The organism is Pontibacterium sp., from assembly GCF_964228735.1.
In the GTDB taxonomy this organism is placed as follows: domain Bacteria; phylum Pseudomonadota; class Gammaproteobacteria; order Pseudomonadales; family Balneatricaceae; genus Pontibacterium.
In genome coordinates, this window is sequence record NZ_CAXRBQ010000007.1 from 41234 (window position 1) to 63761 (window position 22528).

The window sequence follows — 22528 nt, forward strand, 5'->3', positions numbered from 1 at the left end:
TATATCATGATGCCCCTGGTTCTGCTGCGTCTCTGGTGGCGTGGCAGAAAACAACCTGCTTATCGTGAGCGGTGGTGGCAAAGGCTAGGTTGCGTACCAGAGCAGAGTGGACCGCAACCGATATGGATACATGCTGTGTCCGTTGGCGAGACCCTGGCCATTGTTCCGCTGGTTAAACTTTTGTTACAACGACATCCCGACATCCCGATCATTATGACGACGATGACCCCTACAGGGGCGGAGCGGGTGCGGGCAGCGTTTGGGAATGACGTACAACATTTCTATTGCCCGTATGATGTACCTTGGGCGGTGAATCGATTTTTGAAGCGCATTGATCCCCGCGTATGTATGGTCGTTGAAACCGAACTATGGCCAAACCTGATTAACTGTTGTGATGGACATAAAGTACCGTCTTTACTGGTAAATGCGAGGTTGTCAGAGCGTTCAGCAAGAGGTTATAGACGTTTTTCCGGTGTCACCAGACCGATGCTGCAGCAACTTAGTTACGTGGTAGCGCAAGACCAGCCCGGGGCTGATCGATTTGTGGCGCTAGGTTTGCCTGAGGATAACTTGTTCGTAAATGGCAGTATTAAATTTGATGTGGCAGTACCTCAGGGCTTAGAAGAAGAATCTAGGCATCTGAGACATCAATGGGGAGAGTGTCGCCCGGTACTGATAGCTGCCAGCACACACGATCCTGAAGAAGAACAGTTGCTCCAGGTTTTCAGATTATTGCTGCAGACCTGTGAAGACCTTGTGCTCGTAATTGTACCTCGTCATCCAGATCGCTTTGATGAAGTAGCAGCCGTTATCGAAGCGGCGGACTTCGAGTATTGTCGTCGCAGTAGCGGAACGGAGCCGACATCAGCGACTCAGGTATATCTTGGCGATACCATGGGAGAGTTGGTGCTACTGTATGCAGCGTCAGATATCGCAGTGGTCGGTGGTTCTCTGATTGAAAGGGGGGGGCATAATCCGCTGGAGCCCGCATTTCTGGGTAAGCCAGTGATAATGGGGCCGCATGTTTTTAATTTCGAGGAAATCTGCGAACGCCTGCAAAAAAGGGGAGGTCTCTCAATCGTTCAGGACAAAGACGCTATGGCAGCAACGATTAAAAAGCTGCTGGAGGAGGAGCAATGTCGAAGGGATATGGGACAAAAGGGGCGCACCTTTGTAGAAGAAAACAAAGGTGCTTTGGAGCGTTTGTACAAAACTGTAGATCGATGGCTTTAGTCTGTCGCTAAAATCAGTTTCACAGCGTCAGCCAGGTCCATGCAGATATGACTGCCAACAGGCAGTGCATTGCTGGTATCTTCCAGCGTTCGCATTCCTTTGCCTGTTTTTACGAGGATGGTCCTGCAGTTCGCTACAGCACCGGCTTGAAGATCGCGTAGGCTATCACCTATCATCCAGCAGATAGTATCATCCGGTACAGACAGTGTGTCGCGGATTTCGTTGATCATTCCCGGCAACGGTTTACGGCAATTGCAGTTATCATCCGGGCCGTGTGGGCACCAGGCAATGTGGGCGATCTTGCCTCCCTTCTCTTTTATCAGTGCTAGCATTTTTTCATGCATAGCGTCCAAGTCGTGTTGAGAGAAGTATCCCCTTGCGAGGCCAGATTGATTTGTCGCAACGGCGACGGTATATCCAGATTGCGTCAGCTTGGCGATGGCATCGGCACTACCCGGTAGTGGAATCCATTCATCAACGCTTTTAACATATGCGTCGGAATCTTCGTTGATGACGCCATCTCGGTCGAGTATTACGAGTTTCATGACTCAGTAATCCTGCGATCGATTTCTTCGCAAAGCCAGTGTCCGATGAAAATGTGAGCTTCCTGAATCCGCGCGGTCTCGTCGCAAGGCACCTTTATCACATGATCAGAAAGATCGTCCAGTTGACCTTTTTTTACACCTGTCCATGACCAGCAACATGCGCCGATCTGGCGCGCTTCCCGTATCGCATCAATAACGTTGGCACTGCTCCCCGAGGTGGAGATGCCAATTACCAGATCTTTTGGTTGGCAAAAAGCTTGTACTTGCCTTGTGAATACAGAAGAGAAGTCGTAGTCGTTGGCATGTGCCGTTAATATCGAACTATCGACTGTCAGTGCCATGGCGGCAATCGGTTGTCTCTCAGCTTTATAGCGCACCACAAACTCTGCCGCCAGATGCTGACAATCAGCTGCGCTGCCTCCGTTGCCCATAAAAAGGATTTTGCCGCCGGACTTTATGCAGTTTTCGATGTGCTCGGCGAGTAGGGTCACATCCTTTTCCAGTTCCCCTAGATTGGCAAAGAGGGATTGGTGCCGTTGAAGTGTATCGATGTATGACATGTAACGTCCCTAAAGAGAATTAACTCGTCTAAGTAGAGATAAAATACTGTATCAGTCTGACGGCTAAAAACCGATTTGATTACTGATATAGATTTTTACCATCAGGTTGTGTTTTGAAACGCCGGTGAACCCACATGTATTGGGACGGATTGGTACGGACGATCTTTTCAAGCTCCAGATTCAGCCGGGTAGCATCCTGAGCGTCGTTCCCGGATGGAAAGTCGGTAAGTGGTGGTGCTATTCGGATAGTGTAGGTATTGTCTGGATTGCGATGTTGAGAAATAAATAGAACAGGAACTCCGGTCATTTTTACGATGCGAGATGTTGCGGTCAATGTCGCAGCGGAAATGCCGAAAAATGGTGCAAAAACGGTATTCTTGCGTCCGAAATCCTGATCAGGAGCGTACCAAACAGTCTTTCCCTGTTTCAGTCTCTTGATAAGCTGACGTATATCACGGCGTTCTATTGCTGTCTCAAAGAAGCGAGCCCTTCCTTTACGTCCTATTTGGTCGAGCACCGGGTTGTTGTTTGCTCTATACATTCCATCCAGTGTCATTTCGTTGGAAAGGAATAAAGCCCCCAGCTCCAGCACCGAATAATGACCGCCCAGCAATAATACGCCCTGATGGGCCTGTTTAGCTCGATGATAGTGCTCTAGACCTTCTATATGATAACGATTCAGTAGTGCTTTGGGACGTGGCCACCATACCTGTGCCATTTCGATCAGTCCCATGCCCTGCTGAATGAAAACCTCCTTCAACAACTCCTCACGGTCAGCATGACTCATATTAGGGAAACAAAGCTCTAGGTTGCGTTTAGCAATCTTGTGCCGGCGCTTTGCTAATTTGGTCAGAGCTAAGCCCAGTGTTTTACCGATCGACAGTTGCGAGTCGAAGGGAAGCTGGCTACAGCACCAAAGCAAAGCCAATGTGAGCCATGTTGGCCACAAACGAGGATGATACAGGGGAAGATCCGATTTCTTGCTCATGGACGAATTAGCTGGTAAAAAATTGCTGGTGTCAGGAATATTGTGTGACTTAATTAGAGTTGGAACTCAAACGTTTCGCCTGCCTGCTCTGCAAACGCCTGATTCAGGAAGATGGAGAGCGGGGTCTGGTCGCTGTCCAGCACCCAGGTATCCTGAGTCTCATCAAAGTCAAAGTGGAAGCCGCCACTACGGGTTGCAACCCAAAGTTGTTTGACCGGCGCCTGGCGGGTAAAGATGATCTGGGTGTGGTTTTCGCAGATCACGGTCAAGACACCGCCACTGGTGACATAGTCCAGATCGGTTTCCGCCTCGTCCAGCATCTCTTCGATCGCTTCCAGCGTCGCATCAACCTTGTCATTAAATTCGCTTTCGGTCACAGGTGAACTCCACAGGTTATCCGGATAGGTGTCGGCGCAGTATATCCGACTTCACGCCTGTACTCATCATTCCTGTGGAAGGGTATAATCGACCGATTAACTAACCATGGTGCCCTGTTTCAAGCAGATATCTGCACAATTCCGGACAGAGTGCCGACCTGGCTGTGGAAATAACCGTGAAAAAGATTGGATTTGCATTCTTCGTAAGCGTGATGTTGCTGGCGGGCTGTGGGCAGAAAGGCCCTCTGTACCTGCCGGAAGAAGGTTCACAACAGACACAGCAGAATTAACGAGACAGTAGATGGACAGCTTTGAATACCGTAACGGTCGCCTGCACTGTGAAGAAGTACAGGTAGGCCGTATTGCCGAAGAACTGGGTACTCCGGTTTATATCTATTCCCGCGACGCATTGGAGCGTTCATACCAGGACTACGCGCAGGCGCTGGAAGGCCGTGACGCGCTGGTGTGTTACGCCGTAAAAGCCAACTCCAATATCGGTGTGTTGAATGTACTGGCCCGTTCAGGTGCCGGTTTTGACATCGTATCGATTGGTGAACTGGAGCGTGCACTGAAAGCCGGTGGCGAGCCAAGCAAAATCGTGTTCTCTGGTGTAGGCAAAAAGCCAGAAGAGATCGAGCGTGCACTGGAAGTGGGTATTCACTGCTTCAACGTGGAATCTGAGCCGGAGCTGGATCGTATCAACGCCGTTGCGGCTGAGATGGGCAAAGTAGCGCCGATCTCCCTGCGTGTGAACCCGGACGTGGATGCAGGCACGCACCCGTACATCTCCACTGGTCTGAAAGAGAACAAGTTTGGCGTAGATATCGACGAAGCTGTGCGTATCTACAAAAAAGCCAATGCTATGGAAAACCTCCACGTGATTGGTATGGACTGCCACATCGGTAGCCAGTTGACCGAGATCGATCCGTTCCTGGATGCGCTGGACCGTCTGCTGGTCCAGGTGGATCGTCTGGCGGAAGAAGGCATTCAGATCAAACACCTGGATCTGGGTGGTGGTTTGGGTGTGTGCTACACCGACGAGCAGCCACCACAGCCACAGGAATACATCGCTGCGATCCTGGAGCGTCTGGGTGACCGTGAGCTGGGCCTGATCTTCGAACCGGGCCGCTCTATTGCGGCTAACGCCGGTATCCTGGTGACCGAGGTCGAGTTCCTGAAACCAACCGAGAACAAGAACTTTGCCATCATTGATGCGGCGATGAACGATCTGATCCGTCCATCCCTGTACAGCGCCTACCAGGAGATCATCCCGGTTGAGGTACGTGAAGACGGTGAAGCGAAATTGTGGGATCTCGTCGGTCCGGTGTGCGAAACCGGCGACTTCCTGGGTAAGGACCGCGAACTGAACATCGAAGCGGGTGACCTGCTGGCGGTATGTTCTGCCGGTGCTTATGGTTTCACCATGGCCTCCAACTACAACAGCCGTCCACGTGCGGCTGAAGTGATGGTGGATGACAATCAGTTCCACGTGATCCGCAAGCGCGAAAACCTGGCGGACCTGATGCACGGTGAGAAGCTGATTCCACGCGATCATCGCTGAGGAGACCGTCATGTTGGTTCGTTTTACCAAAATGCACGGTCTGGGCAACGATTTCATGGTGCTGGATCTGGTGACCCAGCGCGTGAAGCTAACCCCAAAGATCGTTAAAAAACTGGGTGACCGTAATTTTGGCGTGGGCTTCGATCAGCTGCTGATCGTTGAACCGCCGGGTTCACCGGATGTGGATTTCCGCTACCGTATCTACAATTCAGACGGCTCTGAAGTGGAGAACTGCGGTAACGGCGCACGTTGTTTTGCCAAGTTTGTGCGTGACAAGCGTCTGACTGGTAAAGATGAGATCGCCGTCGAGACTGCCAATGGTCGCGCCGTACTGAAAATCCGTGAAGATCGCCAGGTTGAAGTGGATATGGGCGCGCCGCGTCTGAATCCGGCGGATGTGCCGTTCGAAGCGGATACGCAAGCCGCCACTTATCCGATCGTTGTGGACGGCGATGAGTACCAGATCTCAGCAGTGTCCATGGGTAATCCGCACGGTGTACTGCTGGTGGATGACGTGGATACCGCACCGGTAGAAACCCTGGGGCCTAAATTGGAGCCTCACGCGCGTTTCCCGCAGAAAGCCAATATCGGTTTTATGCAGGTTGTCTCCCGCGATGAGGTGCGTCTCCGTGTCTACGAACGTGGTGCGGGTGAAACCAAAGCCTGCGGTACCGGTGCCTGTGCAGCGGTGGTAGCCGGTATCCTGCGTGGTGTGCTGAATGATACGGTAAAAGTAGGGCTGCCGGGTGGCGATCTTGAGATCCACTGGGCGGGTGGTGATGCGCCGGTCATTATGACGGGTCCTGCCACCACCGTATTTGAAGGTCAGATCTTTCTATGAGTGATGAGGCGGTAGTCGAGATGAGCAACACCCTCAGCGAAGCGGATGTAGCCGAATTTCTGGCGCATAACCCGGACTTTTTCTGTCGCCACAGCAATCTGCTGGCGAAGCTGAACGTACCCCACGAAAGTGGGCGTGCGATCTCGCTGGTGGAACGCCAGACTTCACTGCTGCGCGAAAAGAACGAGCGCCTGAATGAGCACCTGTCTGATCTGATCGAAGCTGCACGTTACAATGACCTGCAGTTTGAGAAGACCAAACGTATGGTGCTGTCACTATTGGATTGCATGACACTGGACGAGATCGCCATTGCGATCAAAGAAAGCCTGTGTGATGACTTCCACGGTGACACCACGGCGTTGCTGTTGTTCAGTCAGCAGCCGGTGGATACCAACAACCTGCGCGTAATCGACCCACGTCAGTTGGGTCCGATCACGCCGCTGGTAGACAGCAACCTGCCAAGCTGTGGTCAGCTGACCCGCGAGCAGAATGCGTTCATCTTTGATGAGATGGCGATCCGTGTGCAGTCCGCTGCCGTGGTACCGCTGGTGAAAGGTGAAGCGCTGGGGTTGCTGGCCATTGGCAGTTTTGAAGCGGGTTACTTTCACAGTGGCCAGGGCACCGTATTCCTGAGCTATGTGGGTGAGGTCTTGAGTCGGGTTTTGTCCCGAGTGTTGCACCACCTCGAGCCTTAACGCCTGTCTCTAACGGAGAGCGCGGATGAATCACATTGAAAGCCACTGGCTGGAAGATTTTTTCCGCTACCTGGCTACCGAGCGCCAGCTCTCCGTTCATACCCAAAAAAACTATCAGCGCGATCTCGATGCCCTGCAGGCGTTTATGGCCGAAAGCCATATTCATGCCTGGAGTGCATTGGACGCCGCCGCGGTACGCCAGTTTGCCGCGCGCCAGCACCGCAAGGGGCAGTCAGGCGCCAGCATTCAGCGGGCACTGTCCGCCATCCGCTCCTTCTTCAAATTCCTTTCTCGCGAACAGCGCGTGGAACATAATCCCGCCTTGGGCGTACAGGCGCCCAAGTCGCCGCGTAAGTTGCCGCAAACCCTGGATGTGGATCAGATCGACGGTTTGCTGGAGATTCCGGTCACCGATCCGATCTCGGCCCGGGATAAAGCGATGATGGAGTTGATCTACTCCTCAGGCTTGCGTGTCTCCGAACTGGTCAGTCTCGATCTGAGTGATCTGGATTATCATGATGCTTCTCTGGTGGTGACCGGTAAGGGCAATAAAAGCCGCATGCTGCCGATTGGTGGTAAAGCGCTGGAAGCACTTGATCGCTGGCTGCGATACCGTGACCAGATGGCACCCTACACTGAGTCAGCGTTATTTGTCAGTAACCGGGGTAACCGCATCAGCGTACGCAGTGTCGAGCAGCGGATGGAGTACTGGGGCAAACGACTTGGCGTTGAGGGGCAAGTGTACCCGCACCGTTTGCGTCATAGTTTTGCCAGTCATATGCTGGAATCCAGCGGTGACCTGCGGGCGGTTCAGGAGTTGCTGGGGCATTCAGACATCTCCACCACCCAGATCTATACTCATTTAGACTTTCAGCATTTGATGGATGTGTATGAAAAGGCACATCCCAGAGCCCATAAAAAAGATGATTAAGTGCATAACCTTCGATCTGGACGATACCCTCTGGGCCGTAAACCCGGTGGTGGATCAGGCCAATCACACCCTTTACGAGTGGCTGCAGCAGAACGCGGAAGCGTTTACCCAGCTGTATACCGTTCGTGATTTCCCTCGCCTGCGCAGTGAAGTACTGGCCAAGCACCCGGAAATCTCACACAGCGTTACCCAGATCCGTATTAAGCAGCTGGAACATGGCTTGCAGGCGGCGGGATATAGCGAGGCGGAGACCGAAGCGCTGGCGCTGAAAGCGTTTGAGGTGTTCCTGGAAGCCCGTCAGCAGGTAACGTTCTTTGAACATGCCATGGGCATGCTGAAGGAGCTGCACAACCAAGGCTACAAGCTGGGGGCGTTGAGTAACGGTAACGCCGATATCCAGCGAGTTGGCCTGGGAGAACTGTTCGACTTCCAGTTCAGCGCCGACAAGGTGGGTCAGGAAAAACCGCACCCACTGATGTTTGAGCAGATGCTGCACCATGTCGGCCTGCGTCCGGAGCAGGTTATCCACATTGGTGATAACCCGGCGCACGACGTTGAAGGCGCCAACAACGTGGGTATCTGGTCGATCTGGGTGAATCTGGAAGGGAAAACCGAGCAGGTTGCGGCGACCCGCATGGTGACCTGCCTCAGTGACATTCCATCTGCGATAGCGGAGATCGCCGAACTGGCGAAGCACCGCACCACCATCTAAATCCTTTCAGGATTACTCCTCCAGGAACATCTCCAACAGGTTGTTGAGGAACAGGCGCCCCTGCTGAGTGGGTGCCAGTTTTTCAGGGTCTGTGTCCAGCAGCCCCATCTTTTGTGCCCTCTCCAGCTGTGACTGGATCACGTCTAGGTTCAGGCCGGTACGCTCGGTAAACAAACGGCTTTCGACCCCATCGGTCAGGCGCAGTGCATTGAGCATAAATTCGAACGGCAGCGCGTCTTTCTCGATCGCTTCACTGCCCCCCAGGCGTTTTTCTGGGTTCATGTAGGCCTTGGGCTGCTTCTGCTTCCAGCGGCGCAGGATAGTGCCGTCTGCCAGCGTGATTTTGCCGTGGGCGCCCGCGCCGATGCCGATGTAGTCGCCAAACTGCCAGTAGTTGAGGTTATGGCGGGCACGCTTGCCAGGCTGGGCGTAGGCGGAGATCTCGTATTGCTGGAATCCGGCCTCAGCCAGGAACTGCTGGCCCTGTTCCTGAATCTCCCACAGGGTTTCATCCACCGGCAGCGATGGTGGGCGGGAGTGGAACTCGGTGTTGGGTTCGATGGTGAGCTGGTACCAGGAGATATGGTCCGGCTTCAGATCGGCTGCGATGCGCAGATCGTCCAGTGCTTGTGCAGTGCTCTGACCCGGCAGGCCGTGCATCAGGTCCAGATTCATGTTGTCGAACAGTTTCCGTGCTAGACCAGCCGCTTTCACCGCCTCCTCGCCGCTATGAATACGTCCCAGCGCTTTGAGTTGCTCGTCGGCAAAGCTTTGAATACCCAAAGAGAGTCGGTTTACCCCTGCATCGCGGTAGCCCCGGAACTTCTCCTGCTCGAAAGTGCCCGGGTTGGCTTCCATGGTGATCTCGATAGCCGGTGCAAAGCTGATCCGCTTCTCCACCTCAGCCAGCAGGGTGTTGATCATGCTCGCTGAAAACAGGCTGGGGGTACCACCGCCGATAAAGATGCTCTGCAGCGGTCGTGGCTCAATGCCCGACATCTCCTGCTCCAGGTCGGCCAGCAACGCGGCCACATAAGCTTCTTCCGGGATCTCCTCGCGCACGGCATGCGAGTTGAAGTCGCAGTACGGGCACTTACGTACGCACCAGGGGATGTGGATATAGAGGCTTAGGGGGGGCTGCGCGATGGGTGTCACTGTGAGTTATACCTGCAGGTAAGGTTTAATGCGTTCGATCAGCTCGGCAACGGCCTGACCGCGGTGGCTTAGCTTGTTTTTCTGCTCCGGTGGTAGCTCCGCAGAAGCCTTGTCCAGCTCTGGCACCAGGAACAGCGGGTCGTAACCAAAGCCGTTGTCACCACGTGCTTCCAGCAGGATGCGGCCTTCCCAGGTACCCTGGCAGATTAGTGGGGTGGGGTCTTCGGCGTGACGCATAAACACCAACAGGCAGCGGAAGCGTGCGGTACGCTTCTCTTCCGGCAGGTCTTTGAGCAGGTCCAGCAGCTTGGCATTGTTGTCTGTGTCTTCGGCGCCTGGGCCTGCAAAACGCGCAGAGTAGATACCCGGTGCGCCTTGCAGGGCGTCCACCTCCAGGCCGGAATCATCTGCCAGAGCAGGCAATCCGGTGACCTGGGCTGCGTGGCGCGCTTTGATGATGGCGTTCTCTACAAAACTCAGGCCGGTTTCGTCAGCGTCGCAGACGTTGAAGTCGGACTGCGGAACCACCTCCACATCCATTTCGCCCAGTACCTGGTTGAATTCGCGCAGTTTGCCTTTGTTACCGCTGGCGAGCACTATTTTGTTGATCATCTGCAAAGGTCCTACAAATAAAATGCGCGCTTACCGCGAGGGTAGGCGCGCATGGTGTTAACTGGGGTGTGTCTGTCAGTCGGCGTAGAAACGTTGCTCGAACTGCAGGTCATAAGAGGGTTTGTTCGGATCCGGCTGCACACTGACGGAGATACGCATCAGCATATCGTCGCTGAAACCAAACTGACCGATGTAATACACCGCGTTACCTTCATCGATCTTCTTAAAATCCAGGTTCTGGGTCTGCTGCAGCAGGTTGGCGGCAGAACCGGAGATCAGGGCCGAGATCGGCTTTTTAGTACCATCTTCCCCTTTCTTCAGAACAGAGATGTTTACCATGGCGCGGCGTTTACCACGTTGCAGGCCATAGGTCTTAGCTACATCGGGTTCAACAAAACTGCTGTTGAAGGCGTTGTAGTGAATTTCGTAATCACCGTAAGAGATGAACTGGGCAGCTTGTGCTGGCAGTGCAAAGAACATAACGCTGAACAGCGCGGTACTCAGTAGGCGAGTAAAAAGTGTGTAACCTGTTTTCATAACCTGCTTAGCCTCATATCGGGGTATGCGATAGATTGCGGTTCCGCCCCTTCCCTACCACCGCTGGAAAATCCTGCCGTGGTGCAGCTGACTATTCACTACCACACACTCCATGAATTAGACCTTCCATCTCTTACAGCGCCCTTCAGATATCGTGAAACGTGCGCAGTGAATGTTGGGCGTGTTACATCAAGTATAGGGCAGGAAGCCGAATGCCGGTGTTAAGGGCGTGATTCGGGATCTATCTGCAGAATATCCGGAAACTTTGTTGGTTGTTCTACTTTGATCCACTTCTGGCGGCCCAGTTCACCGCTGAGAATGGTTATCTCACGCTTGGTGACACCAAAGGTTTTGGCCAGAAACTTGATCAGATGGGCATTGGCTCGCCCATCGATAGGGGGTGCCATTATGCGGATCTTCAGGCTGTCACCGTGCAGGCCAACGATTTCGTCTTTCGTCGCCTTGGGTTGCAGATGACAGCTCAGGAGTAGATCCTTCCCTTGCCAGTGGTAGTGCATTACATGGCAAACGGTGCCAGCTGTGCCCGTATGATCTGAATGATCAGGAAGATCAGGATTGGCGATAGGTCGAGGCCACCAATCGGCGGAATCACCTTACGTGCCAGTTCCATGATCGGCTCAACCAGCTGCTGGATCAGCTGAGGGCCTGGATGATAGCTGCCTGGTGCGATCCAGCTGATGATGACAGACGCCAGTACCCCCCAAAAGTAGATCGCCAGAATGCTGTCCAGTACGGACACGGCGGAGACGATCAGCATCATTGGAATAGGCAGGTTACCGCCGCTCACATTGATGATCAGAGCGATGGTGGCCAGCTTGACGATAAAGGCCAGCAGCAGTGCAGACAGGTCAAAACGCCCCGCCCGTGGTATCGCTTTCTGCAACGGTGCCAGTGGCTTGTTGGTCAGTTTTACAACCGCCTGGGAAATGGGGTTGTAATAGTCGGCTCGTGCCAGTTGCAGCATGAAGCGCAGCAGCACGATGAAGAAGTAGAGCCCACCCACGGTGGCGATTATGAGCGTTATCGGATCCTGTCCCATCTCTTTTCCTGTTTCGGCAATAGTGCAGTTACTGCATGGGGTTTAAACGCATAATTGCTGGAAGTATAGAGCCTTACGCGGGTATGTTGAACCAACGGTTCCTCTTATCCTTGCTGCGTAAGGCGTTTCCTGTCCCGTTTTTTACTGATCCAGCTCTTTTGCCAACTCGACAGAGCGGTCGTTGCATGCCTGCAGTGCGGTATCGACCAGCTCCGGCAGGCCGCCTTCGATAAAGCGCTTGATCGCCTGCTCGGTGGTGCCGTTTGGTGAGGTTACACGGCGGCGTAGTTCAGCCGGGTCCACGTCGCTGCTGCTGGCCATTTTAGCGGCGCCCAGCGCGGTCTGCAGGGTCAGCTGGGTAGCGACCTCTTCGCTCAGCCCCAGTTTCTTGCCCGCTTCAATCATGCTTTCCATCATCAGGAAGTAATACGCCGGGCCTGAACCGGACACCGCGGTAACCGCATCCAGTTGGGTTTCCTCTTCAACCCAAACCGCGATACCAATTGCAGCCAGGATCTCTTCGGCCTGCTGGCGCTGTTCGTCGCTGACAAAACCGTTGGCGAACAAGCCGCTGGCGCCAGTCTGTACCAGGGCAGGGGTATTCGGCATACAGCGAACGATCGCGTTGTTGGTGCCTAACCAGTGGTCCAGCGTCGGAGACATGATGCCTGCTGCGATAGAGACAATCATTGGCTGTTGTGCCTGCACGGCATCAACAATGCCTTCGCACACGGTTTTCAGGATCTGAGGTTTCACCGCCAGGATCACGATATCCGCCTGGCTAACCGCTGCATTGTTGTCGCTGGTGGTTTTCAGACCCTGCATCGCCAGATCCGCCAGTGCGGCTTCATTGGGTTCGGTGGCCCAAATCTGCTCTGCCGGGTAGCCGTTGTTGATCAGGCCGCCAATGATTGCGCGGGCCATGTTTCCGGCACCGATAAATGCCAGGGTAGGTTGCTTACTCAAAATTCTGTCCTCAATTCTTATTGCTGTAATCGCGCGGGCCGAAAATAGCGGTACCGATACGCACGATGGTGGCGCCTTCGGCGATGGCCATTGCCATGTCGCCGGACATCCCCATCGACAGGGTGTCCAGAGATGGATGTTTCTGCTGCAGATCGCTGAATAGTTGCTGCATGCGGTGGAACGCGTCGCGTTGCTCTTCCGGATCGTCGGTGGCCTTTGGGATCGCCATCAAGCCACGCAGCTGGATACGGGGCAGCGCTGCGATCTCATCCACCAGGGCCGCGGTCTCTTCCGGCAGGCAACCTGCCTTGCTCTCTTCGCGGCTGATGTTGACCTGCAGGCAGATGTTCAGTGGTGGCAAATGCTCCGGGCGTTGTTCCGAAAGACGGCGGGCAATCTTCAGGCGATCGACACTGTGCACCCAGTGAAAACTCTCTGCGATGGGACGGGTTTTGTTGGATTGGATCGGGCCAATAAAGTGCCAACAAAGTTCGTCTAATGCCGATAAAACGTCTATCTTTTCTAGACTCTCCTGCAGATAGTTTTCGCCAAAATGGCGTTGACCGCAGTCGTAGGCCAGACGCAACTCATCCGCACTGCGGGTCTTGCTGACCGCCAGCAGGGTGATGTCCGATGTTGCACGGCCGGACGATTTTGCAGCTTCATCTATCTGCTGCTGAACCTTATTCAGGTTATCGTTGATACAGGGCATGGGGTAAATAACCTATCCGATTGGATTGCAGCGCCTATTCTGCTAGAACTAACCACTACGTTGAAGTGGTATTGGAACACAACACACGATGGATATTACTGAACTTTTGGCTTTTGCTGTACAGCAGAATGCATCCGACCTTCATGTGACGGCTGGGATGCCGCCACTGATCCGTGTTGACGGCGATGTTCGCCGCATCAAGCTGCCTGCGATGGACCACAAAGAGGTGCACTCGCTTGTTTATGAAATTATGAACGACAAGCAGCGAAAAGAGTACGAAGAGAACCTGGAAGTGGATTTTTCCTTCGAGGTGCCGGGCTTGGCACGATTCCGTGTCAACGCCTTTAACCAGAACCGCGGTGCCGCTGCGGTATTCCGTACCATCCCAAGTAAAGTGCTGAGCATGGAAGAGCTGGGTATGGGGGGGGTGTTCCGAGACCTGTCCGAAAAGAACCGCGGCCTGGTGTTGGTGACCGGTCCCACCGGTTCCGGTAAAAGTACCACCCTGGCGGCGATGATCGATTACATCAACGAAACCCGCGCCGACCATATCCTCACCATCGAGGACCCGATCGAATTCGTACACGAGAGCAAAAAATCGCTGATCAACCAGCGTGAAGTGCACCGCGACACCCACGGCTTTGCCAACGCCCTGCGCTCGGCCCTGCGTGAAGACCCGGATATCATCCTGGTGGGTGAGATGCGTGACCTGGAAACTATCCGTCTGGCGCTGACCGCGGCGGAAACCGGTCACCTGGTGTTTGGTACCCTGCACACCACCTCGGCGGCCAAAACCATCGACCGTATTATCGACGTATTCCCAGCGGCAGAGAAAGCGATGGTACGCTCCATGCTATCGGAATCCCTGCAGGGCGTTATCGCCCAGACGCTGCTGAAGAAGAGTGGTGGCGGTCGTGTAGCGGCTCATGAGATCATGATCGGCACGCCTGCGATCCGTAACCTGATCAGGGAAGACAAGGTGGCGCAGATGTATTCCGCAATCCAGACTGGTGCCTCGTTCGGGATGAAAACGCTGGACCAGAGCCTGGGTGAACTGTTGCAGAAAGGCCTGATCGGCCGTGAAGCTGCTCGAGAGAAAGCGCAGAATCCAACTGCGTTCTAATGATGCTGTAAGGAGCAAGCTGTGGATTTTACTCAGCTACTTAAAGTGATGGTCGACAGGGACGCGTCTGACCTCTTTGTAACCGCCGATGCCCGTCCTACCATCAAGGTGGATGGCACACTGAAACCGCTGACACGTGAGCCGATCAGTGGCGAACAGTCGCGTGCGCTGGTGCTCAGCACCATGAACGACAAGCAGCTGTCGGAGTTCGAAGGCACCCGCGAGTGCAACTTCGCCATCTCCATCCCGACCATGGGGCGTTTTCGTGTGTCCGCGTTTTATCAGCGTGACGTGCCGGGCATGGTGTTGCGTCGTATCAACGACTACATCCCAAGCTTTGACGAGCTGAACCTGCCGGAAGTGCTGAAAACCCTGTCGATGACCAAGCGTGGTTTGATCCTGTTTGTCGGCGGTACCTCCACCGGTAAATCCACCTCCCTGGCATCGATGATCGATTACCGCAACAGCAACAGCCGCGGCCATATCATCACCATTGAAGACCCGATCGAGTTCATGCACCCGCACAAGCAGTGCATCGTCACTCAGCGTGAAGTGGGGATCGATACCGACTCCTTCGAGGTGGCGCTGAAGAATACCCTGCGTCAGGCACCGGACGTGATCCTGATGGGTGAGATCCGTACCAAGGAAACCATGCAATACGGCCTGACCTTTGCCGAAACCGGTCACCTTTGTCTGGCGACCTTGCACGCCAACAACGCCAACCAGGCGCTGGACCGCATCATCAGCTTCTTCCCACCGGAGCACCATGACCAGTTGTGGATGGATCTCTCCCTTAACCTGAAGGCGATTGTGGCGCAGCAGCTGCTGCCAACCAAAGACGGTAAGGGGCGTCGTGCGGCGATTGAAGTACTGATCAATACACCACTGATCCAGGACCTGATCCGCAAGGGCAACGTCCACGAGATCAAAGAGGTGATGAAGAAGTCCACCAACCTCGGTATGCAGACCTTCGATCAGGCGCTGTTTAATCTCTACAAAGAGGGTGTAATCGACTACGACGTGGCTCTGACCCATGCGGACTCCGCCAATGACCTACGTCTGATGATTAAGCTGGATGCGAAGACCAATCCGGAGCTGGAGAAGATCGACGAAGCGGAATTCTCCCTGCAGGGCGAAGACGACTACATCGACGATCTGGGTGGTAATCCGATCATGCCAAATGTAGGCAAGAAACCCTGACGCCGGTTAAGCCACAGGCTTCGCCGGAGAAATAAAAAAGGCCGCAGAACGCGGCCTTTTTTGTGTCTGGTTCGGGCTTAGTCGCGGCTGTACACCAGTGTGCCGTTAACCAGTGTGTGGGTCACCTGACCCTTCAGCTCAAAGTCCATAAACGGGGTGTTCTTGCCCTTGGAGAAGCTGGTGTCTTCGGTCAGAGTCCACTTGGACTCAGGATCAAAGATACACACATCCGCCACCGTACCCGGCTGCAGGGTACCGTTGTCCAGACCCAAAATTTTCGCCGGCTGGCTGGTCAGTTTTTCCAGCAACTGTGGCAGTTCCAGCAGGCCTTGATCAACCAGCATCAGGGACAGTGGCAGCAGGGTTTCCAGACCGGTCATGCCCGGTTCGGTGGCCGCAAACGGTGCATCCTTCGCCGCTGCTTCGTGGGGCTGGTGGTCGGAGCACAGTGCCTGAATGCCGTCAGCAATCAACGCCTGGCGCAGACCCGCGCGGTCCAGCTGACTGCGCAGGGGCGGGATCAGGTGGAAGTCGCTGTTGAAGCCGTTGACGTTCTCATCGGTCAACAGCAGGTGGTGGATCGCCACATCAGCGCTGACGTTGAGGCCGCGTTCGCGTGCGTCCATCACCATACGTACGGAGCGTTCGCAGGAGAGCTGGCCAAAGTGGGCGCGGGCACCGGTCTGTTCGATCAAGGTCAGGGCACGGGCCACTTCGATAGTTTCCGCCGCTTCAGGGATACCGTTCAGGCCCAGACGGGTGGAGGTGGTGTCCTCGTGCATGTGACCGCCGGCGGTCAGGGATGCGTCCTGCGGCTGGAACTGTACCAGCAGATCGTGGGTAGCCGCGTATTCCAGGCAGCGCATCAGGATCAGTGAGCTGGCGATGGGTTCGCGTGCGTTACTGAAGGCGATGCAGCCGGAGCTTGCCAAACCGTGCATCGGTGCCAGCATCTGGCCTTCCAAACCCTGGGTGAGGGCACCCATCGGCAGGACCTTGGCTTTGCCCAGGTCTTCACAGCGCTCCAGAATCAGTTCCGCAACCGCGGTGGTATCGATCACCGGTTTAGTGGTTGGTGGGGTGATCATGGTGGTGATACCACCTGCGACCGCTGCCTGGGTTTCGGAGGCAATGGTGCCCTTGATGGTGTAACCCGGCTCACGCACGTGGGCGCACATATCGATAAAGCCCGGGCTGACCACTCTACCGTTGGCATCGATTACTTGGTCGGCATTGAAGCCGGTCGGTTTGTTGCCAATCGCAGCGATTTCGCCGCCGCTGATGTAAAGGTCGGTGACCTGATCAATCTGCTGGGCCGGATCAATAACGCGACCACCCTGAATCTTGATATTCATCTGCGTTATTCTCCGCTTGCTGCCAACTTCTGTTTTTCAGTGGCCTGTCCGCTCATGGACATCGACATCACCGCCATACGTACGGCGATTCCGTTGGTAACCTGATTCAGGATCAGGGAGCGGGGGCCGTCGGCAACGGAGGAGGCGATCTCAACGCCACGGTTGATCGGCCCCGGGTGCATCACCACAGCGTCCGGTTTCGCCAGTGCCAGTTTCTCTTCGCTCAGGCCGTAGAGTTTGTAGAACTCGGATTCGCTTGGCAGCAGGGCGCTGTTCATGCGCTCTTTCTGCAGGCGCAGCATCATCACCACGTCCACGTCTTTCAGGCCCTGCTCCATGTTGGTGAAGACACGGACACCCAGTGCTTCGATGTGGCGTGGCAACAGAGTCTGTGGCGCGATCACACGGATCTCCGCAGCACCCAGGGTGCGTAGGGCATGGATCTGGGAGCGGGCTACGCGGCTGTGCAGGATGTCGCCCACGATTGCCACGGTCAGCGGGGCGAAGTCACCCTTATGGCGGCGGATCGTCAGCATATCCAGCATCGCTTGGGTCGGGTGCGCGTGACGGCCGTCACCGGCGTTGATTACGGCCACCTTCGGCGTTACGTGCTCGGCGATGAAGTGGGCAGCCCCACTGTCGGAGTGACGCACCACGAACATGTCGGAGTGCATCGCTTCCAGGGTCATCAGCGTGTCCTTCAGCGTTTCACCCTTGGAGGTGGAGGAGGTGCTGATATTCAGGTTCAGTACGTCCGCCGACAGACGTTTGGCTGCCAGCTCGAAGGTGGACAGGGTACGGGTACTGGACTCGAAGAACAGGTTAACCACGGTCTTACCGCGCAGCAGCGGGACCTTTTTTACTTCCTGTTCACTCATGTCTACGAAGGAATCCGCGGTATCGAGGATCTCGGTCAGGATCTCGCGGGACAGACCTTCAGTGGTCAGGTAGTGCTTCAGCTGTCCTTCGCAATTGAGTTGGATCTGGTTTGGATCGGTTTGCTCAAACATAGCGCTCGCTCAAATACTGTCTCAGGGACGTTCGCGGATTTCGAGGGTCAGTGGGTCCGGGCCGGTCAGCTTGATCAACTGGTTGTCACCCAAAGTCAGGGTGCCGCCCACCACGTCAGCCTGGATCGGCAGTTCGCGGCGCTGCAGGTCCAGCAGGGTGATCAGGGTGATGGAGGCCGGACGGCCGTAGTCAAACAGTTCGTTCATGGCGGCACGGATGGTGCGGCCGGACATGATGACGTCGTCAACCAGCAGGATGTGACGGCCTTCGGTGGCGGTCGGCAGCTGGGACGGTTTCACCTTCGGGTTAAGACCCATCTTGGTGAAGTCATCACGGTAAAAAGAGATATCCAATACGCCCATTGGGCTTTCCAGGCCGAGTTGTTTGTGCAGGCGTTCGGCCAGCCACACACCACCGGTGTGAATGCCGATCATTAACGGATCGTCGATCTTGCGCTGGCTAATCAGGGCGCTGAGCTCCTGACCCATTTTATCTAGCAGTGCGTCAACACTAGGACTGCCCGACATCATAGAGGTCCTCCAATCGGGTATGGCTTGGAATACGGGAGCCGCTGTTAAACCAGCTCTCCAGAATCAGCTGTGCCGCGATTCCGTCCACGGATTCCTTGCGAAAGTTACTGCTGCCACCTGCAGCAAAATGAATTTCTTTGGCTTCTGACGTGCTCAGGCGTTCATCCATCAGGAAGACCGGTACCTTGGAACGTTCATGCAGGCGGTTGGCGAACTTGCGTGCGCGGCGTGCCATGTCGCTGATGGTGCCATCCATATTCAACGGGATACCCACCACAATGGCCTGGGGTTTCCATTCGTCAATTACGGCGGAGAGTTTATCCCAATCGGGAATACCATCGCGGGCTGCCAGGGGAGGCAGTGCGGTTGCTGTGCCGGTTATCGACTGGCCATAGGCGATCCCCATGCGGGATGTGCCGAAGTCGAACCCCAGCACCTGTTGAAAGTCGTCGCTCATTGCGGCTCAGGCGTGTCCGGTGTCTGCTGTCAGAAGATCGAGGTTAATGCCCAGCAGCGCAGCGGCTGCGTTCAGGCGCTCCTCGATCAGAGTGCGGAACATTATATCTGAATTCGCCGGACAGCTTAACCAGGCGTTGTCGCTGATCTCCTGCTCCAGCTGTCCGCCACCCCAACCAGCATACCCCAGGGCAACGATGCATTCGTCCGGACCTTTGCCTTCAGCGATGTCCTCCAGTATATCGATGGAGGTGGTCAGGCAGGCGACTGAGTCGATATCGCAGGTGGTGTTCCAGCGCCCGGAGTGAGCCGGGTGCAAAATGAAGCCACGTTCGGTTTGGACCGGGCCACCGAAGAAGACCGGCTCCTGACAAACGGTTTTGGTGCAGGGCATCTCCAGATGGCTGAACAGTTCCTGCAGATCCATCGGGATGGCGCGGTTGATAATCAGGCCCATGGAACCGGATTCGCTGTGTTCACACAGGTAGATAAGTGACTGCGCAAAATAGCGGTCCTGCATATGGGGCATGGAGATCAGAAAGTGCCCGCGAAGGTTGGCGGTGGTCTGTGACATTGCTACTCCCGCGATTCAGGTTATTTTGCGCTGGTTTCAGTATACGACAGTATTGTTCTCAAATTTCCAGGTACGCACAATTTCCAGCCGGTCGATCTTTTTTTTCATCTCCACCGGAAATGGTCGGAACGGCGCGGCGAGCTTCACGATGCGGATGGCCGCTGCGTCCAGCTCGCTGTTGCCCGATGAGATCAGTATGACTGTCTCCTCTAATGAGCCGTCCGAACGCAGGGTGACCAGCAGGCGCAGGCTGCCACTGAGTTTTTCGTTGCGAGCCGATTCCGGATAGTTGCGGGCGCCTATACGCTGCACCTTCTCCCGCCAATGGCGTAGGTAGCTGTTTTCCTCCAGAGACGCCTTTTTACCTGCGACGAGCCGTTTGGTGCGTTGGCCTACCGGGGCTGCGCCGAAATCGGTCAGGTTGTCGCTACGTGCCAGTGTGAGGCTGCGTGCTATCAGGCTGCCAGTGGATACTTTGGGAGACTGCTCGGGCTCGGTCGTTACAACTGTCTGAGACTGAAAGGTTTTTTCCGGTGTTTTCTCAGTGGCTTCAGGCTTCGACGTGGATTTAGCCTCTAGAGCCGGTGTCCTGGATATTGCTGCCGGTGCTTTGGGTTTTTCCACTATTTGAGGCTTTGCGGGCACGGCCTTAGGCGCAGCAGGTGTCTCGCGGGCCGGTGTTTTCACAGTCGGTTTGGTGGCTTCAGCCGTCGCGGCGGGTGGTATTGCTAGTGTGTCCAGCGCAGTCTGTTGCTCAGGCTCAGGCTCAGGCTCAGGCTCAGGCTCAGGAGGCTGTGCGGTGAGGGTCAGTTGCAGGGTGTTGCCTGACGGAGGTGAGATAACCGGATCAAGCGACAGGGTGGAAAACAGCGCCAGATGCAGTCCGGCAGCCAGAATCAGGGTGAACAGTAGCCTAAGCAGTGCTTGGGTACGTCGGGAACTGTCCACCCATCAGAACCTTAGTTGGTGGTGAGCTTGCGCTCAATTGCATCCATCAGGCGCATGCCGATATCCAGGTTGAACTGGTTGTCCAGCTCGCGGATGCAGGTTGGGCTGGTCACGTTGATCTCGGTGAGGTAGTCACCGATCACATCCAGGCCGACAAACAGCAGGCCACGTTCCTTCAGCACCGGTGTTACCTGGTCGCAGATCCAACGGTCGCGTTCGCTCAGGGGGCGGCCTTCGCCGGTACCGCCGGCTGCCAGGTTACCGCGGGTTTCGCCGGCCATCGGGATGCGTGCCAGGGCGTAAGGAACCGGTTCGCCATCCACAATCAGGATGCGTTTGTCGCCATCCTTGATCTCAGGAATGTATTTCTGCGCCATGATGGTTTCGGTACCGTATTTGGTCAGGGTCTCGATAATCACGCCCAGGTTGGTGCCGTCTTCGCGAATATGGAAGATCTGGGAACCGCCCATGCCATCCAGCGGCTTAAAGATCACGTCACCGTGCTCGGCGTGGAACGCCCGCAACAGGTCTTCGCGACGGGACACCAGTACCGGCGGGCAGCACTGTGGGAATTCGGTGGCAAACAATTTTTCGTTGTGATCACGCAGCGCCTGCGGTTTGTTGACGATCAGTGTGCCTTCTTTCTCTGCCATCTCCAGCAGATGGGTGCTGTAGATAAATTCGTTGTTGAACGGTGGGTCCTTGCGCATCAGGACTACGTTCAGGTCGGACAGGTTACGCTCCTGGTATTCACCGCGGTAGTACCAGTCTTCCGGGTCCATCTTTACGCTGAGCGGGGCCATCATCGCTTTGGCTTTGCCATCACGGGAGAACAGGTCCTGCTGCTCCATGTACCAGAGTTCCCAGCCTTTCTGCTGTGCTGCCCAGAGCATGGCCAGAGAGCTGTCTTTCTTGAAGGTGATGTCCTCAATCGGGTCCATCACGATGCCGATCTTGATCGTCATAAAAGCTGTAAACCTCTATCGGTTGTGAGTCAGCGCCGCTGTGGGTGCGTCTCTGTCCGTAATTTGGGGTGGCTGAAATCTGCTGTGCCCGTTCTCTTTAATGCGGGCGTTGCGGCGCAATTCAAGCTATCGGGGGCAGATTATCGCCAGTCGCCCCAAAGATGTTGTAACAGGGCGAGGGCGGCCACCGGTGCGGTTTCGGTGCGCATTACCCGGGGCCCGAAAGCAACAGGCTGGAAGCCGTGGTCCCGCGCCATCTCCACCTCCCGCTCGGTCAGTCCGCCTTCAGGACCGATCAGCAGAGCGACGGATTGGGGAGGGGTGAAATCGCCGAGTGGGGTAGCGGTGTGGTGGTGCAATACCAGCTTCAGTTCCGCATCTTCCTGTTCAATCCACTGCTCCAGCGTTTGTGGTGCGTTGATGGTTGGGACCGCGCAGCGGCCACTTTGTTCACAGGCGCTGATCGCAACCTGCTGCCAGTGACGGATACGTTTATCCTGGCGCTCGTTGTTGAGTTTCACCTCACAGCGTTCGGAGAACAGCGGAAACATCTGCTGCATCCCCATCTCCGTTGCTTTCTGTACAGCGTAGTCCATCCGCTCGCCCCGGGAGAGGCTTTGGCCGATACGGATCTGCAAGGGAGATTCAACAGCAGGCTGGCTAACCTCCAGAATGCGTACGCTGGCGCGGCGCTTTTCTACGGTTTCCAGCTGGGCGTGATATTCGTTGCCGTCACCGTTAAACAGGATGATCGGGTCGCCTACCCGCATACGCAGGGCGCGGCAGACGTGCTGCACAACTGCGTCGCTCAGGTCAACAGTTTGCTCAGCAGCCAGGGGCTGGTCATCGTAAAAGCGGGGGATACGCATGGGATCTCTCGA

28 protein-coding genes are annotated in these 22528 nt (G+C 55.4%); 9 read left to right on the forward strand and 19 right to left on the reverse strand.

Going from position 1 to position 22528, the window contains the following annotated elements; translation table 11 throughout:
* Window positions 1-9 precede the first annotated feature (9 nt).
* The gene (waaA, locus tag ACEQ15_RS00645) at window positions 10-1233 is read left to right on the forward strand and encodes a lipid IV(A) 3-deoxy-D-manno-octulosonic acid transferase (RefSeq protein ID WP_370277063.1); all 1224 of its coding nucleotides are present in this window, start codon (window positions 10-12) and stop codon (window positions 1231-1233) included.
* Here the strand turns inward: waaA and gmhB are convergent.
* From gmhB to cyaY, 4 genes are all read right to left on the reverse strand, one after another.
* Window positions 1230-1778: a D-glycero-beta-D-manno-heptose 1,7-bisphosphate 7-phosphatase gene (gene gmhB, locus ACEQ15_RS00650; RefSeq protein WP_370277021.1), complete on the reverse strand. Its 549-nt coding sequence runs from the start codon at window positions 1776-1778 to the stop codon at window positions 1230-1232. The two genes, waaA and gmhB, sit on opposite strands and share 4 nt — an antisense overlap.
* Window positions 1775-2338, reverse strand: a complete 564-nt coding sequence (locus tag ACEQ15_RS00655) for an SIS domain-containing protein (RefSeq protein WP_370277023.1) — start codon at window positions 2336-2338, stop codon at window positions 1775-1777. The genes gmhB and ACEQ15_RS00655 overlap by 4 nt, the downstream gene beginning before the upstream one ends.
* A 79-nt stretch (window positions 2339-2417) precedes the next feature.
* The gene (gene lpxL, locus ACEQ15_RS00660) at window positions 2418-3326 is read right to left on the reverse strand and encodes an LpxL/LpxP family Kdo(2)-lipid IV(A) lauroyl/palmitoleoyl acyltransferase (protein WP_370277025.1); all 909 of its coding nucleotides are present in this window, start codon (window positions 3324-3326) and stop codon (window positions 2418-2420) included.
* A gap of 53 nt (window positions 3327-3379) precedes the next feature.
* Window positions 3380-3703, reverse strand: a complete 324-nt coding sequence (gene cyaY, locus ACEQ15_RS00665) for an iron donor protein CyaY (RefSeq protein WP_370277026.1) — start codon at window positions 3701-3703, stop codon at window positions 3380-3382.
* Between the two features lie 176 nt (window positions 3704-3879).
* On the opposite strand from cyaY, the gene ACEQ15_RS00670 reads away from it, so the two are divergent.
* From ACEQ15_RS00670 to ACEQ15_RS00695, 6 genes are read left to right on the forward strand one after another with little or no spacing between them, the layout of a single operon-like run.
* The gene (locus ACEQ15_RS00670) at window positions 3880-3993 is read left to right on the forward strand and encodes a lipoprotein (RefSeq protein ID WP_370277028.1); all 114 of its coding nucleotides are present in this window, start codon (window positions 3880-3882) and stop codon (window positions 3991-3993) included.
* Between the two features lie 11 nt (window positions 3994-4004).
* Window positions 4005-5264 (forward strand): diaminopimelate decarboxylase, encoded by a 1260-nt coding sequence (gene lysA / locus ACEQ15_RS00675; protein WP_370277029.1) that lies wholly within the window; start codon window positions 4005-4007, stop codon window positions 5262-5264.
* A 10-nt stretch (window positions 5265-5274) separates the two neighbouring features.
* The gene (gene dapF / locus ACEQ15_RS00680; RefSeq protein WP_370277030.1) at window positions 5275-6105 is read left to right on the forward strand and encodes a diaminopimelate epimerase; all 831 of its coding nucleotides are present in this window, start codon (window positions 5275-5277) and stop codon (window positions 6103-6105) included.
* Window positions 6102-6800: a DUF484 family protein gene (locus tag ACEQ15_RS00685; protein WP_370277031.1), complete on the forward strand. Its 699-nt coding sequence runs from the start codon at window positions 6102-6104 to the stop codon at window positions 6798-6800. The genes dapF and ACEQ15_RS00685 overlap by 4 nt, the downstream gene beginning before the upstream one ends.
* Before the next feature lie 25 nt (window positions 6801-6825).
* On the forward strand, window positions 6826-7731 hold the full coding sequence (gene xerC, locus ACEQ15_RS00690; RefSeq protein ID WP_370277032.1) for a tyrosine recombinase XerC: 906 nt from the start codon (window positions 6826-6828) through the stop codon (window positions 7729-7731).
* A complete protein-coding gene (locus tag ACEQ15_RS00695) occupies window positions 7724-8443 on the forward strand; it encodes an HAD family hydrolase (RefSeq protein WP_370277033.1) in 720 nt (239 codons plus the stop codon). Before xerC ends, ACEQ15_RS00695 begins: the two co-directional genes overlap by 8 nt.
* Window positions 8444-8455: 12 nt before the next feature.
* Here the strand turns inward: ACEQ15_RS00695 and hemW are convergent, their stop codons facing one another.
* The 7 genes from hemW to ACEQ15_RS00730 all read right to left on the reverse strand — a co-directional run bounded on the left by hemW (window position 8456) and on the right by ACEQ15_RS00730 (window position 13485).
* Window positions 8456-9598: a radical SAM family heme chaperone HemW gene (gene hemW / locus ACEQ15_RS00700; protein ID WP_370277034.1), complete on the reverse strand. Its 1143-nt coding sequence runs from the start codon at window positions 9596-9598 to the stop codon at window positions 8456-8458.
* A gap of 6 nt (window positions 9599-9604) precedes the next feature.
* Window positions 9605-10210, reverse strand: coding sequence for an XTP/dITP diphosphatase (locus ACEQ15_RS00705; protein ID WP_370277035.1), 606 nt, complete (start codon window positions 10208-10210; stop codon window positions 9605-9607).
* Window positions 10211-10285: 75 nt separating this feature from the next.
* Complete coding sequence (locus ACEQ15_RS00710) at window positions 10286-10747, reverse strand: DUF4426 domain-containing protein (RefSeq protein ID WP_370277036.1); 462 nt, start codon at window positions 10745-10747, stop codon at window positions 10286-10288.
* Between the two features lie 221 nt (window positions 10748-10968).
* Window positions 10969-11265, reverse strand: coding sequence for a DUF167 family protein (locus ACEQ15_RS00715; RefSeq protein WP_370277037.1), 297 nt, complete (start codon window positions 11263-11265; stop codon window positions 10969-10971).
* Window positions 11265-11807, reverse strand: coding sequence for a YggT family protein (locus ACEQ15_RS00720; protein ID WP_370277039.1), 543 nt, complete (start codon window positions 11805-11807; stop codon window positions 11265-11267). Before ACEQ15_RS00720 ends, ACEQ15_RS00715 begins: the two co-directional genes overlap by 1 nt.
* Window positions 11808-11948: 141 nt before the next feature.
* Window positions 11949-12773 (reverse strand): pyrroline-5-carboxylate reductase, encoded by an 825-nt coding sequence (gene proC / locus ACEQ15_RS00725; RefSeq protein WP_370277040.1) that lies wholly within the window; start codon window positions 12771-12773, stop codon window positions 11949-11951.
* Window positions 12774-12783: 10 nt separating this feature from the next.
* Complete coding sequence (locus ACEQ15_RS00730) at window positions 12784-13485, reverse strand: YggS family pyridoxal phosphate-dependent enzyme (RefSeq protein ID WP_370277041.1); 702 nt, start codon at window positions 13483-13485, stop codon at window positions 12784-12786.
* A gap of 88 nt (window positions 13486-13573) precedes the next feature.
* On the opposite strand from ACEQ15_RS00730, the gene ACEQ15_RS00735 reads away from it, so the two are divergent.
* On the forward strand, window positions 13574-14608 hold the full coding sequence (locus tag ACEQ15_RS00735; protein ID WP_370277042.1) for a type IV pilus twitching motility protein PilT: 1035 nt from the start codon (window positions 13574-13576) through the stop codon (window positions 14606-14608).
* Between the two features lie 21 nt (window positions 14609-14629).
* Window positions 14630-15808 (forward strand): PilT/PilU family type 4a pilus ATPase, encoded by a 1179-nt coding sequence (locus ACEQ15_RS00740; RefSeq protein ID WP_370277043.1) that lies wholly within the window; start codon window positions 14630-14632, stop codon window positions 15806-15808.
* Window positions 15809-15885: 77 nt separating this feature from the next.
* Here the strand turns inward: ACEQ15_RS00740 and ACEQ15_RS00745 are convergent, their stop codons facing one another.
* From ACEQ15_RS00745 to ACEQ15_RS00780, 8 genes are all read right to left on the reverse strand, one after another.
* On the reverse strand, window positions 15886-17163 hold the full coding sequence (locus tag ACEQ15_RS00745) for a dihydroorotase (protein WP_370277044.1): 1278 nt from the start codon (window positions 17161-17163) through the stop codon (window positions 15886-15888).
* Window positions 17164-17168: 5 nt separating this feature from the next.
* Window positions 17169-18173 carry an aspartate carbamoyltransferase catalytic subunit gene (locus tag ACEQ15_RS00750; RefSeq protein WP_370277045.1) on the reverse strand — a complete coding sequence of 335 codons (1005 nt, stop codon included), beginning with the start codon at window positions 18171-18173 and terminating at the stop codon, window positions 17169-17171.
* Between the two features lie 21 nt (window positions 18174-18194).
* Window positions 18195-18704, reverse strand: coding sequence for a bifunctional pyr operon transcriptional regulator/uracil phosphoribosyltransferase PyrR (pyrR, locus tag ACEQ15_RS00755; RefSeq protein WP_370277046.1), 510 nt, complete (start codon window positions 18702-18704; stop codon window positions 18195-18197).
* Window positions 18685-19161: a Holliday junction resolvase RuvX gene (gene ruvX, locus ACEQ15_RS00760; RefSeq protein ID WP_370277047.1), complete on the reverse strand. Its 477-nt coding sequence runs from the start codon at window positions 19159-19161 to the stop codon at window positions 18685-18687. Before ruvX ends, pyrR begins: the two co-directional genes overlap by 20 nt.
* 6 nt (window positions 19162-19167) lie before the next feature.
* Window positions 19168-19734 carry a YqgE/AlgH family protein gene (locus ACEQ15_RS00765; RefSeq protein ID WP_370277048.1) on the reverse strand — a complete coding sequence of 189 codons (567 nt, stop codon included), beginning with the start codon at window positions 19732-19734 and terminating at the stop codon, window positions 19168-19170.
* 36 nt (window positions 19735-19770) lie between these two features.
* On the reverse strand, window positions 19771-20682 hold the full coding sequence (locus tag ACEQ15_RS00770; protein ID WP_370277049.1) for a TonB family protein: 912 nt from the start codon (window positions 20680-20682) through the stop codon (window positions 19771-19773).
* Between the two features lie 11 nt (window positions 20683-20693).
* Window positions 20694-21647, reverse strand: coding sequence for a glutathione synthase (gshB, locus tag ACEQ15_RS00775; protein ID WP_370277051.1), 954 nt, complete (start codon window positions 21645-21647; stop codon window positions 20694-20696).
* 140 nt (window positions 21648-21787) lie between these two features.
* The gene (locus tag ACEQ15_RS00780; protein ID WP_370277053.1) at window positions 21788-22516 is read right to left on the reverse strand and encodes a 16S rRNA (uracil(1498)-N(3))-methyltransferase; all 729 of its coding nucleotides are present in this window, start codon (window positions 22514-22516) and stop codon (window positions 21788-21790) included.
* Between the last annotated feature and the right edge of the window lie 12 nt (window positions 22517-22528).